We start from the raw sequence: 12,873 nt of genomic DNA, 5'->3' as shown, positions 1-12,873 counted from the left end.
GTTTGTTCGCAGCTTTATTATTAGTGAGTGCTAATTATAAGTAACATAGCTGAATGCCCATGCCCACAGCATATCCATCATTGTGGGTATGTCAGAATGTATACATCAACTGATTTACCAAGATACAGCATTCACTGTGGGTTATAGCTAGTTTAAGAATAAATTTGGTCTAATTTATGACAGTAATAATGCTAATTAGGTATAATAAATCTGTTTGTTAAAATTGAATGACATTACATGTGTATTAATGCGCTTTTTTGGTCATTTGTAAATTGCAGCCTTTATGACAACACCCTAACTTATTTATTCTATGAAATATATTCATAATGATGTATGGCGCTTTGCTTGGCCGATGATAATTGCCAATGTGACAACTCCTTTATTAGGATTAGTCGATGCAGCTGTATTAGGACACTTACCTTCACCTATTTATTTAGGAGCTGTGGCGATTGGTGCTTCAGTATTCAGTTGTATTTATTGGAGTATGGGGTTTTTCCGAATGGGTACCACTGGTTTGATAGCACAAGCCTATGGAGCAAGAGATTCAAGATCGATTATAAGAATTCTTTTTCAGTCATTAATACTCGCAGTTTTAATCGGTTTATTACTTATTTTGTTTGCAAAACCGCTTTTTTTATTGAGTATAACTTTTTTTCAACCATCGTCCTCGGTCAACGCTGAGTTTGCTAACTATTACTTTACTCGAATTTATTCCGCGCCTGCTGTTTTGATAAATTTTGCATTATTAGGGTGGTTAATTGGTATGCACAAGGCGCGTGCGCCATTATATTTAATGTTACTGGCAAATAGCCTGAATATTGTGCTTGATATTTTATTCGTTATAGAGTTTGGAATGACTGCAAAAGGTGTAGCGCTTGCTACAGTATTTGCAGATTATGTCAGTATGGGATTTGGGTTATATTTAGTTGCTCGTGTTTTGCGTGAACAAGGCATTTCATTCGATTTTTCTGGCGTATATTATAAAGCCGGTTTTGTTCAGTTATTGAGTGTTAATCGCCACCTATTTTTTCGTAGTTTAAGTTTGTTATTCAGTTTTGCGTTTTTTACTGCCCAAGGGGCTCGTTTGGGCGATACAGTTTTGGCGTCAAACGCAATACTTATAAATTTTCTCCTTTTTATAGCAAATGGATTAGATGGTTTTGCACATGCTGCAGAAGCTTTAACAGGTAAAGCCATAGGAGAAAAAAGTAAAAGCCTGTTTAAAGCGACGGTTCGAACAACAGGATTATGGTCTGCAATTATGGCAGCCCTTTTTTTCATAGCGTTTTATCTAGGAGGAGAAATAATCATTTCACTCCTCACAGATATCGACGAAATTCGTCAAGAAGCTGGACATTATCTACCCTGGCTCATTGCGTTACCCCTAGTAGCAGTATGGAGTTATTGGATGGATGGTGTTTTTATTGGTCTGGCGAGGACTGATGTTATGCAGAACACAACGCTTGCTGCAACCTTGTGTTTTTTTCTGCCAGTTTGGTATTTAGCAAAACCATTAGGTAATCATGGACTTTGGTTAGCTTTTTATGCTTTTAGCTTTGCTCGAAGTGTCCTCATGTGTGCGAGTTATTACCTTCTTGCCAAAAAGCGTCGATTAACAAGCATTTAGTTAACCAGTTAACCAGTTAACCAGTTAACCAGTTAACCAGTTAACCAGTTAACAGGCCCTAGGGTATTTTTTGCCAGAAAAAATAAGATTTCATAGATAAGGGTGGTGTCTTTAGCTTCAACCTTTCCAGAATATAAATGCTCTTCTAAAAAAGCTCTATACTTATACACGCATAATGCCTAATGAGTAATGGGTAAATACAAGGAACATCCTCAGAGAGGTATGCTATTCCTGCTGCTTAATGGACTTAGCTGTAGGTAGAAAGTTAATGTCCACAACTCCGTAACCCTCCTTGTTTAAAAGGTATAAAGGGTGAGGTTTTAGACAGGATCTATACGCGCAGTAAAGGAAATATTAGTGTAGATTTGAGTTGATAAGCATATGAATATTAAACAAAAGATGATGTTATTAGCGACGGTACCGATGGTGCTTGTAGCACTGTTGGTAAGTTTGCTTGCGTATTATGGAATGGATCATCTTGGCAATACGCAGTTAGAACAAACACGTCAGCAAATGATGGAGAGTAAGCAAAATGAATTAAAGCAGTATATTGATATTGCACTTACTGCTATTAAGCCACTTTATGAAGGTAGTGGTTCAGATGATAACAAAGAGCAAGCGAAAACTATTCTTAGAGATTTGCGCTATGGTGATTCAGGCTATTTCTTTGTTTATCGTTATGATGGTACCAATGTTGTTCTTGGCCCGAAACCTGAGCTTGAAGGAAAAAATTTAATTGATTTAAAAGATGCTGAAGGAAACCCTCTTATTAAAGACTTAATTGATTCTGCTCGAAATAAAGATGGCTACACCCAATATCTTTGGGAAAACCCGAGTAGTAGTAAAAATGAGACGAAACTTTCCTATAGTGTTGACCTCAATAAGTGGGGGTGGGTAATAGGTACCGGCTTTTATATTACGGATATCGATCAACAAATTGCTTTAATGGAAGAGAAAGTATCACAGCAACAAACGTACTTATTGGGTATTATTTTTGGCGGGACACTGGTTGCTTTATTAGTCACATTATTTTCAAGTATATGGATAACTTATTCAATAACGCGTCCGTTACAAGAATCTGTTGCATTAATGGAAGATATTTCTGAAGGCGATGGTGATTTGACGAAGAGGCTTATTGCAAATGGCAACACTGAGGTAGATCGGCTAGCCATCGCTTTTAATCATTTTGTTGAGAAGATACACAAAATTATTGTTCAAGTCAGAGATACGACTCAGTCAGTTCAAGAGGCCACACAAAATATACATCAATTAACAAAACACCATAGTGGACAGTTGCACCTTCAGCGATCAGAAACTGATCAGGTTGCCACAGCAATGCACCAAATGTCGGCAACCGCCAGCGAGGTTGCACAAAGTGCAACGCAAGCAGCTGAGGCTGCCAATAAAGCGCATGAAGAATCGGATGAAGGAAGTCAAATAGTACAAAGTACCATTAGTTCAATTGATGAGCTTGCGGCGAGTCTGGATAAAGCGAAAGAAGTCATGAATAACTTAGATGCTGAAACAGAAAATATTGGTTCAGTATTAGGTGTTATAGGGAGTATTGCAGAGCAAACGAACCTATTGGCCTTAAATGCGGCGATTGAGGCTGCCAGGGCAGGAGAGCAAGGTCGAGGTTTTTCGGTAGTGGCTGATGAAGTACGAAGTTTAGCCAGTAGAACACAAGCCAGCACACAAGAAATACAAGAAATGATTTCACGTTTACAAAGTGAGTCAGCAACGGCTGTGAAGGTGATGAATACAAGCCGTGATCAAAGTCAAATGACAGTCGAGTATTCCAAAAAAGCAGGGGAAGCATTAGCGGCTATTAATGAGTCCGTAAATGTGATCAATGATATGAACCATCAAATTGCCAGTGCAGCGGAGGAGCAAACTCAAGTTTCAGAATCAATTAATCAAAATATCACCGAGATATCAAACATTATTAGTGATGTTGCTCATGGTGTTGAAGAAACCGCTGAAGCGACAGGGAAACTCTCTGAGCAAGGTAAACAACTAGGCGAGTTAATCTTTCACTTTAAGGTGTGAATTGAATGAGTAGTTAACTTCTATAGAAATACTAAAATGATTATTCAAACATTATCCATAATTATTGATAAGACGCTAAAAGATGAAGCCACATTAAATGCATACAACCGATACTTAGTGAGCGAAGCCGCCGATTTAAGCCAAACTTTACATTTACCAAAGAATGAAATCCCATCGTATGTACAGGGTTTTGTGCTTAATTATGTCAGAGTAGTGCCAAAACTCCTGTGTCATCTTGAGAAACTGTTTAAAAAGCATCATATTTTAGACGACTGGTTGCCTGCCCTAAAAATCATTGTTAATTTTTTTATTGCGCCTATGGATTTGGTTAAACGCCAATCAGATATTCATCAATTAATGTTAGAAGCGTATTTAGCAATGAGAATCCTTGAAGAAATAAATGAGTTCTTTTTAGATGAGGCTCATACATCTTTGCTACCTGATAAGCTAGCTTATATAAATGCTGTCATGCATACCATAATAGGTGATTCTGTCGCACGAATTTTAGATGAAGTTGTTTTTGAAGTTGTTCAAACTATGCTACCTGATCGTCAAAAGTTATCACGCGAGCTACAACAATTTTTAGGGGAGCTTGCAGAACAAAAACAAAAAATACTCCCTAATTGGCCAAGTATGGATAATGAGTTAGGCCTTTCAGTATTTATGCATACTGCACGAATTTCTTAGATGAAGACGTTAATAAGAAACTTGATTAGAGACTCACTCATTTGTGGAAAAGTAAGTATATTTGCGACAAAAAATGGTTAAACTTATTTACCACAGCCTATCAATGTCTCCAGAATAGAGTTCAATATTACAGTCGTTAAAAGTATGAGCATTTTTTTGTGCTTTTTGAGAAAAGAAAGAAACTAACGTAACTTTATCAAACTGTTCACTTGAAAATGGTTCCTTTGGTGTGCCTCCTATCAAGTGAGTGTTCTCTAAAATATCCCAACCACAGGTAGTGTAGAATTTTTCTAGATATGTATCACAAGTAAATAGACCGATATCGGAATTATTTTGTCTTATTAGCTGATATGCGGCTGTGACCAACATTTTCCCGTAGCCTTTGCCTCTTTCATTAGGTGCGGTGGCGACACAGCTTAATCCACTTGCAGAGTAATTTTCATTTTGGTGACGGAAATCTTTGGAAAGGATATCCAGTGTGGCATAAATTTTATTATTCGCTTCCAGCAACATGGATATGGGTTTTAGTAATGGATCATGTGAGAAATCATTGTGTTCTGGCCAGGCTTGGGCAAGAATACTATTGGCTTGTGCGCGAAACGCTATTGGAACAATGTTTTCAGGATAAATCAATACGTTAAATTTCATAGTACTTCTGTATTATTTAATAGCTACCGATTGTAACATGGTCTTTGCTGAAGGGGCAGTAGTGAGCCTTATCGAATGTGTTGATAGCTCTGAGTAGCCCCTAAAAAACCACTGTTGTAGGTATAATAATCAATTAACTTTAACACAAGTATTTACAGGTAACTGTTTTTTAATCGTTTACTCTGTTCGTGTCGCTCTAATGCCAGTTGTATTAACTTATCAATCAGTGCAGGATAACTAATACCAGAAGCCTCCCAAAGCTTGGGATACATACTTATTTGAGTGAAGCCTGGCATTGTGTTTATTTCATTAACAAAAATCTTTCCACTTGCAGTTAAAAACATATCCACACGGCCCAAGCCTTCGCATGATAAGACTTTAAATGTTCGTAGTGCTACTTCTCTAGCTTGATTTAGCGTATCGTCAGAAAGTTGTGCTGGTATTTCTATTGTCGCACCATTTTCATCAATATATTTAGTTTCATATCCATAAAACTCATGGTTAGTGATAATTTCACCAACAGTAGATGTAATTGGATGCTGGTTTCCTAGAACAGCGCATTCAATTTCACGACCTTCAATATACTCCTCAATAATGACTTTGACATCAAAGGAGAAAGCATCTTTCAGTGCATGTTGATAGTCTGACTCATTTTTAACTTTATGAACACCTATTGATGAGCCCATATTGGCGGGTTTAATGAATAATGGGAGACCGAAGTGTTGAACAAGCGTTTCAAAGCTGGGTTGCTCATCACTAACATGTAATGTCAGAAATTTAGCAATCGGAATACCTGCGTCACGGAGTAGCCGCTTCATCACATCTTTGTCCATACCTACCGCTGAACCTAAAACGCTTGAGCCAACAAAAGGAATATTTGCTAGTTTTAAAAAACCTTGTACAGTGCCATCTTCACCAAGTGGGCCATGGAGGATAGGGAAAGCAACATCAATAGTATTAACGTGTTGTTGATTAAGGGTACTGCAGATTTGTCCATTACATTCGGGGACTAAGGTGATGGGGTGTTGCGAGGCATTTAAACTGATTAATTGTGGATTATCTGCATTTATTAAAAAGCTACTGTCTTCATTTAAAAGCCACTTTCCTGATTTATCAATGCCAATGAGAATGGGGTTATATTTCTCTTTGTCAATAGCCTTATACACATTTCTTGCTGATTGAAGGGATACCTCGTGTTCAGCAGATTTACCTCCAAATATGATTGCAACATTGATCTTTTTACTGCTCATTATGTACCCCACCATACATGTCTGAGATTGATTGGCTCACTCATTTTTTGTCATGACTCATATCTTTATGAGTATATGACTGTCTCAGTATACACACTTATATTGTCTAATACGATGTAGATAATGTTGTTGTGTGTACTTTATGCCAATATCTATAGCTGGGTGAAATTGTGGTCTAATAATATGATGTTGTTTTATATTGTTGGCAAAATCAGTTAACTGTTAATCTGCTCGCTTCACAGAAAGAAACGCGAATATATTTTTTCCATTCGTTACTCCAAGCACTTCAGAGTTACAGGAAAAGGCCTTACCAAATATACTAACTTTTCCTTTTTCTAGATTAGCACCATCGCCAAATGTGGTTGAAAAATCGTTATTATGCCAAGTAACAAAGAATTGAGCAAAAGGTGGTTTACCTTCATTATGAGATACATCACCTGTTAATGTTAGTTTATGATAACCAGTATCAATATATGAATGAAAACTGCCTCGTGTATCTGTTTGAATAGTGACTTTAGCTTTTTCTTTAAAACGGTTCCAGTCACTGCTAACCCTTGGGATATCAACAGGTGTTAGTTTCTCGCAGGATGAAGCAGTAACTTCAAACAGTGATACCTCCATTTCAAAAGCGGCTGCTGAAAATGTTAATAAGTAAGTTAATAATAAAGTAACTATTTTCATATTTTATTTTTTAATGATAGCAGTTGATTTTTATTAATTTTTTATTTTAGGGATACTATAAAGGCTTTCTCTTAACTTTTCAGAGGCTTTGCTGTTACACACTTTGGCTATATAGTATTGAATATCATCTTTTGATTGCTTAGCGATGTTTTCTAATAAATCAAATAAAAACTGCATATTGCCAGTCGGTAGACATCGAAATGTCCAAGCCTGTATGTGATTGGGTACACCTAAGGCCTTTGTTTTTTCAGCGCCAAGTAGCGAAAATGAGCCTTCAAAAGAAGAGGGCAAGGCTGGTCTGATAAAAACGATATAATCAACAAAACGGTTAAATTGGTCTGACATATTTTGACTCATTAGTTTTTAGTTGTAGTTGACGCGTTATTATATGTAACTACTATCAATAATAAAGATCCTAACAGATAAGAAAAAAACATGAAAATACTACAATCTTGTTTCATTTTTCTGTGTCTTCCATTGTTGGTTTATAGCACAGTTGCTAGCAGTGATGAACAACAAGCCGAGCTAGATAAGGAATGTGAGCAAGCCAGGGAGGCAAAGCTTCAACCTTTGCGGAAAAAGCATATTGAAAACTGTGTCAATAAAGAAAACAAAGAAAGAGAGTACTGTGAACGATTTTATAGAGACTTTGGCGCGAGAACAGGGAAAAAAGCGCCATTGTTTTATGATCTACCTGAGTGTGTGAAAGCGTTTGAATATAAAAAAAGACATAGAGGTTCTTGATATCACGGTAGTAAACAGGATATTTGAGAAGCATTTTGAGTTATTTTAAAGAGGAGGTTTTAAGTGAGGATTATAAATATAATCAAACCAAGTTAGTTTTTTATTTTAAATTGTTCGCGGTATTTTGTCGGTGTTGTATTCAGTGTTCGTTTAAAATGATGGCGAAATGTTAATGCACTTTCAAAGCCTACTTTGAAGGAAATTTGTTCGACACTATCTGTAGAACATTCAAGTAGCTCTTTGGCTAAGTTTATGCGTTGGAGGATAAGCCAGGCATTAGGACTCATATTCATTATTGAGCGAAATTTACGATCAAAAGTACGACGAGACATACCTGCTTTGTATGCAAGATCATTTATATCATAAGTTTGATTAAGGTTTTTAATCGCCCAATCAAGCGTTTTACTGAGCTGGTTGGTCGATGTGCTGACAGGGGATTCAATATACTGGGATTGTCCACCGCTGCGATGAGCAGCTAACACCAGACGTCTTGCAACTTTATTGGCAACTTTATAACCGAAATCGTCACGAATCATTTCTATGCCCAGGTCAATGCCTGCAGAACTACCTGCAGAACAGCCTATTTGGCCATCATATACAAACAATACATCATCAACATAGTGGCAGTTAGGAAAGCGTTTCTTAAAAATCTCGGCATAGCGCCAATGAGTTGTGGCCTGCTTATTATCCAGCAAGCCTAGTTGAGCAGGTAAGAATGCACCTGAGCAAAAAGTAATAATGCGTTTACCTTGTGCTCTGTGTTTGAGTAAAGCTTGCTGAATATTCTTGTCTATTTCATCTGTTTGGGTTGGCCAGCTTGGAATGACGATAACATCGAAATCATCTAAGTTAGAGACCCTTTCACAGTTAAGCGTGATCGCCCCAGTTGCTGTTAGCGGGCCTGAAGCAAACGTAACCACTTTGGTATCGTACCACTCATCAAACTCTGGACGTGGTAGTGCAAATAGCTCAACAGCACATCCCAGCTCAAATAGCGCCAATTGATCATAGGCAAGAATAGCAACCCGTTTCATTGGTTACCCCAGAGTGTTTAATATTTAATTGGCTTGATATTAATGTATATTGTCTTTTAAGACAATTTTCAAGACTACTCAAATAGCGAATACTTACATCTCTCTCACAACAATATAGGAACAGGATTATGCCTTCTCCCGTAGCAAGACCTTATGCGGCAAACAGTTCTGAAGCACTTGCTTATTTTGAAAGTTTATTAAAGTTTGAAACAGACTGTTGGGATGTACATTTTGCTATAACAAATAATCGTAAAGATTTTGTTTTATTGGATGTACGTTCAGAACAGGCCTATGATAAGGGTCATATTAAGGAGGCAATTAATCTTCCATACCCTAAAATCAATCAAAAAACACTTATGGATTTTTCTGATGAAACATTATTTATAGTTTACTGTGCGGGGCCACACTGTAATGCCGCTGATAAAGCCGCAATAAAACTGGCCAAGCTAAATCGACCCGTTAAAAAGATGATTGGTGGGTTAACAGGATGGGTAGATGAAGGTTTTAGTTTAATAAGTAAAAGGTCTTATGAATAGTTCAAGCGTAGATGAGGTATCAAAGCAAGGTGAAAAGGGTCTTCTTGGCAGGGTTCTTTGTGGTCATTAGTTACCATGCTTTTTGGAATGGTGCTCGTATAGTGGGCCACCCATTATCTACTTCATGGAATATTCCTGGTTTTATTTTCGCTGTAGGTTCTATGCCTTGGTCGTGGCCAGTTGTAAACTTCATGCATGAAATTGAAAGTTATATCGGCCATATTAGTGCTAGTGTTTTAACAATTGTTTTTATTACTTTTGGTTTTGCCATCAACTTAACAATTGTGATGTTTGTCATTGCTAAAATCGTAACGTATGTCAAAGAAGAGATAAATAATACTAAAAACAAAAAATATTAACTAAAAATTATATCAATGAGTTAAAGAGATGGATGACTTAGGTTTTACATTTGAAGTTAAAAATAATGAGGTTGTTATTTACCGTGGTGGGAAAAAAGTGACTATCTTACGCGGTGAAAAAGCAAAAGAGTTTTATGATGATGTAGACAGTATGGATTTTGGTTCAATGCAACAACTCATGGCCAGGCTCACGGGTAATTACAAGCGTGGTAATGAAAAGCATGCTAAAAATATCCGAAAGAATCGTTATAAGTACTGAGTTAAACACTGGATATTTAAAACATTAATGGTTGCTAGTCTATCAGCTTAACCGTGGTAACTAAATGAGTCTGTTGTTTTTTTAATTTATTTATTAATGACTGGGTACATACTTGCTCACTATTGAGTATAAAATGTGTATTTTTTTCTAATATTGTGGTTAATTCAGTTGCCGAAGGACCATTATCATTACTGAACTCAATCAAATGCAGTTGAGCCGTGAAATATTTTTTCTCACCAGGAGTGATGCTACCTGAGACAGTAATTTTCTTGGAGTGTGTTTCAATATAACGATGAAAAAAACCTGTTGAACTGACAGAAACTGTAGTGGTTAAGCGCTTATGGAAGGTAGTAAGGTCAGATTCTGTAAGAGGAGGAGGGGTTGTATCTTTTGAAATGTTTTCAATATCATTACAGTTGACATTATATGATTCATACCAAGTAAACTCCAACTGAAAGGCTATTGCAGGACAGGCCATAAGGCTAGCTGTAAAGAGTAAAAGTTTGCACATATGCATTCCCTTAATTTTATATTTTGATGATTTTAGTGATTCTCCTTTATAAAAATATGAAACTATACCCACTGAATGGGGTATAGTCATGCACGTTGTATTATTTAGTCTGCTTTGTTGCTGTTTTCTGATTGTTTTTTTAGGCGAGGATTGGGAAAAAATTTAATGGGTTGTGGGGAAATCTCTTCGTTCTTTTTATTCTCAGGTGTGACTCGGGTTGGTATTTCTACTTGGTCAGGCTGAATGACAAGAATATCAGAATATCCACACGCCACGCATTCACGGCGTTGTTGACCTTCTTGTTCAAAGACGACGATTCGATCCATTTCTGCACAGCGCGGACAAACCGCGCCAGCAATAAAGCGTTTTTTAATATTATGCGACATCAGCAATAATCCCACTGTGTCTGAGTAATGGTGTGATATCGGGCTCTCTTCCTCGGAAGCGTTTGAAGAGATCCATCGGTTCTTCTGAACCGCCACGCTCTAAAATAGATTCAAGGAAAGATTGACCTGTGTCCTTATTAAAAATCCCTTCTTCTTCAAAGCGGGAGAAAGCATCTGCAGATAATACTTCAGCCCACTTATAGCTGTAATAACCTGCAGCATAACCACCCGCAAAAATATGGCTAAAACCGTGTTGAAAACGGTTAAATTTGGGGGCTGGTACAACGGCCACTTCTTCACGAACTTTATCTATCACTTGTTGTATATTGATTTCAGGAGCGTAGTCTTTATGCAAAAGAAAATCGAACAGTGAGAACTCCAGTTGGCGAACCATAAACATGGCGGACTGAAAGTTTTTAGCTGCCAGTATACGCTTCAGCATGTCTTGAGGTAAGGTTTCACCCGTTTGGTAATGGCCGGATATTATTTGCAGTGCTTCTGGCTCCCAGCACCAGTTTTCTAAAAATTGACTGGGTAATTCCACAGCATCCCATGCTACACCGTTAATACCTGACACATCAGAGTAGTCAATTTTAGTGAGCATATGATGAAGCCCATGTCCAAACTCATGGAAAAGGGTTGTGACTTCATCATGAGTCAGTAGTGATGGTTTATCACCCACAGGAGGCGTAAAGTTACAGACCAGGTAAGCTACTGGTAACTGAAGGTGCTCAGCCTGTTTAAAACGAACTCGGCATTCATCCATCCAAGCGCCACCACGTTTATTAGGTCGAGCAAAAAGATCTAAATAAAATTGTCCAATAAGCTCTTTTTCATGTTTAATTTGATAAAAACGTACGTCTGGGTGCCAGGTATCAACATCAGTAACTTGTTCAATAGAAATATTAAACAGTTGCTGTACAACAGTGAACATCCCATTAATCACTTTTTCAACAGGAAAGTAAGGACGCAATAATTCCTGGTTTATTTCGTAACGCTGGTGTTTAAGTTGCTCTGCATAATAAGCAACATCCCAAGCTTCTAAATGCTCAATTTGATCTAATGATGAAGCAAAGTGTTGTAGTTCTGAGAATTCACGTTGTGCTTGGGGTTTACTGCGTTTGGCAAGATCATGAAGAAATGAAGTCACTTGCGCAGTGGACTCTGCCATCTTAGTGGCAAGTGAGTACTCCGCATAGTTTTTAAAGCTTAGTAACTCTGCTAGTTCTTGGCGAAGCGCAAGAATTTCGTCCATTAGCGGGCCGTTATCAAATTCGCCAGCGTTGGGGCCTTGATCGGATGCTCTGGTGTTATAAGCAGTATACATTTCCTGGCGTAATGCACGGTCTTGAGCGTAAGTCATTACTGGTAAATAAGAAGGAAAATCAAGTGTTAACAGGTAGCCTGTTTCGCCTTTTGCTTCGGCCAATGCGGCAGCTTGTTCCAGTGCACTTTCTGGTAGGCCCGCAAGTGCTTCTTTATCTTTGAGTAATTTGCTCCAGGCTTGAGTTGCATCTAATACATTTTCAGAATACTTGCTGGTCAGTTCTGACATTCGTTGACGAATTTCGCCATAACGCTGCTTTTTTTCACCCTCCAGATCGACACCTGATAAATGAAAATCACGTAAAGCATTATCAATCACTTTCTTCTGTGCTTTATCAAGCGCTGAATATTCTGCTGAGTCAGCGATATCTTTGTAAGCTTTATACAGTTTCTTATGTTGACCCAGCCAAGTGCCATATTCTGATAGTTTGGGCAGGCAAGCATTGTAAGCTTGTCTTAGTTCATCACTATTCAAAACGGAGTTTAAATGACTTACAGGCGACCAGGCTTTAGATAATTTATTACCCATTACTTCTAACGGTTCGACCAGGTTTCCCCAAGTAAAGTGGGTGACTTCTTCAAGTGTTTTCTCGATGTGGGCTTTGCTTTCTTCAATAAGCTGACTGATTGCGGGTTCGACATGCTCCGGTTTAATAAGCGAAAAAGGAGGGAGCTCATAGTCAGTGAGTAATGGATTGGGCTGTGATGTCATAAAAAACTAGGTCCTTTGGATTGCTAAACCCTTCGTTATGGGTATACCTATGTTGCATCGCAAT

General features: G+C 37.8%; 15 protein-coding genes. 7 read left to right on the top strand and 8 right to left on the bottom strand.

The window, feature by feature from the left end; genetic code table 11:
* The first annotated feature begins 310 nt into the window (after nucleotides 1-310).
* The 3 genes from ACQ96U_RS23385 to ACQ96U_RS23375 all read left to right on the top strand — a co-directional run bounded on the left by ACQ96U_RS23385 (nucleotide 311) and on the right by ACQ96U_RS23375 (nucleotide 4,363).
* On the top strand, nucleotides 311-1,627 hold the full coding sequence (locus tag ACQ96U_RS23385; protein ID WP_431723692.1) for an MATE family efflux transporter: 1,317 nt from the start codon (nucleotides 311-313) through the stop codon (nucleotides 1,625-1,627).
* A 381-nt stretch (nucleotides 1,628-2,008) separates the two neighbouring features.
* On the top strand, nucleotides 2,009-3,676 hold the full coding sequence (locus ACQ96U_RS23380; RefSeq protein ID WP_431723691.1) for a methyl-accepting chemotaxis protein: 1,668 nt from the start codon (nucleotides 2,009-2,011) through the stop codon (nucleotides 3,674-3,676).
* 36 nt (nucleotides 3,677-3,712) lie between these two features.
* Entirely contained in the window at nucleotides 3,713-4,363 is a 651-nt protein-coding gene (locus tag ACQ96U_RS23375) for a hypothetical protein (RefSeq protein WP_431723690.1), read from the top strand.
* Between the two features lie 87 nt (nucleotides 4,364-4,450).
* On the opposite strand, the gene ACQ96U_RS23370 is transcribed toward ACQ96U_RS23375, so the two are convergent.
* From ACQ96U_RS23370 to ACQ96U_RS23355, 4 genes are all read right to left on the bottom strand, one after another.
* Nucleotides 4,451-5,011: a GNAT family N-acetyltransferase gene (locus ACQ96U_RS23370; RefSeq protein ID WP_431723689.1), complete on the bottom strand. Its 561-nt coding sequence runs from the start codon at nucleotides 5,009-5,011 to the stop codon at nucleotides 4,451-4,453.
* Between the two features lie 152 nt (nucleotides 5,012-5,163).
* Nucleotides 5,164-6,261 (bottom strand): D-alanine--D-alanine ligase, encoded by a 1,098-nt coding sequence (ddlA, locus tag ACQ96U_RS23365; RefSeq protein WP_431723688.1) that lies wholly within the window; start codon nucleotides 6,259-6,261, stop codon nucleotides 5,164-5,166.
* 222 nt (nucleotides 6,262-6,483) lie between these two features.
* Nucleotides 6,484-6,942, bottom strand: a complete 459-nt coding sequence (locus tag ACQ96U_RS23360; protein WP_431723687.1) for a hypothetical protein — start codon at nucleotides 6,940-6,942, stop codon at nucleotides 6,484-6,486.
* A gap of 33 nt (nucleotides 6,943-6,975) precedes the next feature.
* On the bottom strand, nucleotides 6,976-7,287 hold the full coding sequence (locus tag ACQ96U_RS23355; protein ID WP_431723686.1) for a hypothetical protein: 312 nt from the start codon (nucleotides 7,285-7,287) through the stop codon (nucleotides 6,976-6,978).
* 90 nt (nucleotides 7,288-7,377) lie between these two features.
* Here ACQ96U_RS23355 and ACQ96U_RS23350 point away from each other — a divergent pair, with 90 nt between their 5' ends.
* On the top strand, nucleotides 7,378-7,686 hold the full coding sequence (locus ACQ96U_RS23350; RefSeq protein WP_431723685.1) for a hypothetical protein: 309 nt from the start codon (nucleotides 7,378-7,380) through the stop codon (nucleotides 7,684-7,686).
* A gap of 92 nt (nucleotides 7,687-7,778) precedes the next feature.
* Here the strand turns inward: ACQ96U_RS23350 and ACQ96U_RS23345 are convergent, their stop codons facing one another.
* Nucleotides 7,779-8,720, bottom strand: a complete 942-nt coding sequence (locus tag ACQ96U_RS23345) for a helix-turn-helix domain-containing protein (RefSeq protein ID WP_431723684.1) — start codon at nucleotides 8,718-8,720, stop codon at nucleotides 7,779-7,781.
* A gap of 128 nt (nucleotides 8,721-8,848) precedes the next feature.
* Here ACQ96U_RS23345 and ACQ96U_RS23340 point away from each other — a divergent pair, with 128 nt between their 5' ends.
* The 3 genes from ACQ96U_RS23340 to ACQ96U_RS23330 are packed head-to-tail and all read left to right on the top strand — an operon-like array spanning nucleotide 8,849 to nucleotide 9,874.
* Nucleotides 8,849-9,256, top strand: a complete 408-nt coding sequence (locus ACQ96U_RS23340) for a rhodanese-like domain-containing protein (RefSeq protein WP_431723683.1) — start codon at nucleotides 8,849-8,851, stop codon at nucleotides 9,254-9,256.
* Nucleotides 9,257-9,300: 44 nt separating this feature from the next.
* The gene (locus ACQ96U_RS23335) at nucleotides 9,301-9,615 is read left to right on the top strand and encodes a hypothetical protein (RefSeq protein ID WP_431723682.1); all 315 of its coding nucleotides are present in this window, start codon (nucleotides 9,301-9,303) and stop codon (nucleotides 9,613-9,615) included.
* Between the two features lie 28 nt (nucleotides 9,616-9,643).
* Nucleotides 9,644-9,874, top strand: coding sequence for a hypothetical protein (locus ACQ96U_RS23330; RefSeq protein ID WP_431723681.1), 231 nt, complete (start codon nucleotides 9,644-9,646; stop codon nucleotides 9,872-9,874).
* Nucleotides 9,875-9,908: 34 nt separating this feature from the next.
* Here the strand turns inward: ACQ96U_RS23330 and ACQ96U_RS23325 are convergent, their stop codons facing one another.
* The 3 genes from ACQ96U_RS23325 to prlC all read right to left on the bottom strand — a co-directional run bounded on the left by ACQ96U_RS23325 (nucleotide 9,909) and on the right by prlC (nucleotide 12,809).
* The gene (locus ACQ96U_RS23325; RefSeq protein ID WP_431723680.1) at nucleotides 9,909-10,385 is read right to left on the bottom strand and encodes a hypothetical protein; all 477 of its coding nucleotides are present in this window, start codon (nucleotides 10,383-10,385) and stop codon (nucleotides 9,909-9,911) included.
* Between the two features lie 104 nt (nucleotides 10,386-10,489).
* The gene (locus ACQ96U_RS23320) at nucleotides 10,490-10,771 is read right to left on the bottom strand and encodes a YheV family putative zinc ribbon protein (protein WP_431723679.1); all 282 of its coding nucleotides are present in this window, start codon (nucleotides 10,769-10,771) and stop codon (nucleotides 10,490-10,492) included.
* Nucleotides 10,761-12,809 (bottom strand): oligopeptidase A, encoded by a 2,049-nt coding sequence (prlC, locus tag ACQ96U_RS23315; RefSeq protein WP_431723678.1) that lies wholly within the window; start codon nucleotides 12,807-12,809, stop codon nucleotides 10,761-10,763. The genes ACQ96U_RS23320 and prlC overlap by 11 nt, the downstream gene beginning before the upstream one ends.
* Nucleotides 12,810-12,873: the final 64 nt, after the last annotated feature.

It is taken from the genome of Zooshikella sp. RANM57, from assembly GCF_050749885.1.
Lineage (GTDB): Bacteria > Pseudomonadota > Gammaproteobacteria > Pseudomonadales > Zooshikellaceae > Zooshikella.
This window is presented reverse-complemented; position numbering and strand designations above follow the sequence as displayed.

Coding starts and splice junctions, on each gene's coding strand:
- ACQ96U_RS23325 (WP_431723680.1), bottom strand. CDS start 10,385: ATGTGCAAACTTTTACTCTTTACAGCTAGCCTTATGGCCTGTCCTGCA.
- ddlA (WP_431723688.1), bottom strand. CDS start 6,261: ATGAGCAGTAAAAAGATCAATGTTGCAATCATATTTGGAGGTAAATCT.
- ACQ96U_RS23320 (WP_431723679.1), bottom strand. CDS start 10,771: ATGTCGCATAATATTAAAAAACGCTTTATTGCTGGCGCGGTTTGTCCG.
- ACQ96U_RS23370 (WP_431723689.1), bottom strand. CDS start 5,011: ATGAAATTTAACGTATTGATTTATCCTGAAAACATTGTTCCAATAGCG.
- prlC (WP_431723678.1), bottom strand. CDS start 12,809: ATGACATCACAGCCCAATCCATTACTCACTGACTATGAGCTCCCTCCT.
- ACQ96U_RS23355 (WP_431723686.1), bottom strand. CDS start 7,287: ATGTCAGACCAATTTAACCGTTTTGTTGATTATATCGTTTTTATCAGA.
- ACQ96U_RS23375 (WP_431723690.1), top strand. CDS start 3,713: ATGATTATTCAAACATTATCCATAATTATTGATAAGACGCTAAAAGAT.
- ACQ96U_RS23350 (WP_431723685.1), top strand. CDS start 7,378: ATGAAAATACTACAATCTTGTTTCATTTTTCTGTGTCTTCCATTGTTG.
- ACQ96U_RS23330 (WP_431723681.1), top strand. CDS start 9,644: ATGGATGACTTAGGTTTTACATTTGAAGTTAAAAATAATGAGGTTGTT.
- ACQ96U_RS23345 (WP_431723684.1), bottom strand. CDS start 8,720: ATGAAACGGGTTGCTATTCTTGCCTATGATCAATTGGCGCTATTTGAG.
- ACQ96U_RS23380 (WP_431723691.1), top strand. CDS start 2,009: ATGAATATTAAACAAAAGATGATGTTATTAGCGACGGTACCGATGGTG.
- ACQ96U_RS23340 (WP_431723683.1), top strand. CDS start 8,849: ATGCCTTCTCCCGTAGCAAGACCTTATGCGGCAAACAGTTCTGAAGCA.
- ACQ96U_RS23385 (WP_431723692.1), top strand. CDS start 311: ATGAAATATATTCATAATGATGTATGGCGCTTTGCTTGGCCGATGATA.
- ACQ96U_RS23360 (WP_431723687.1), bottom strand. CDS start 6,942: ATGAAAATAGTTACTTTATTATTAACTTACTTATTAACATTTTCAGCA.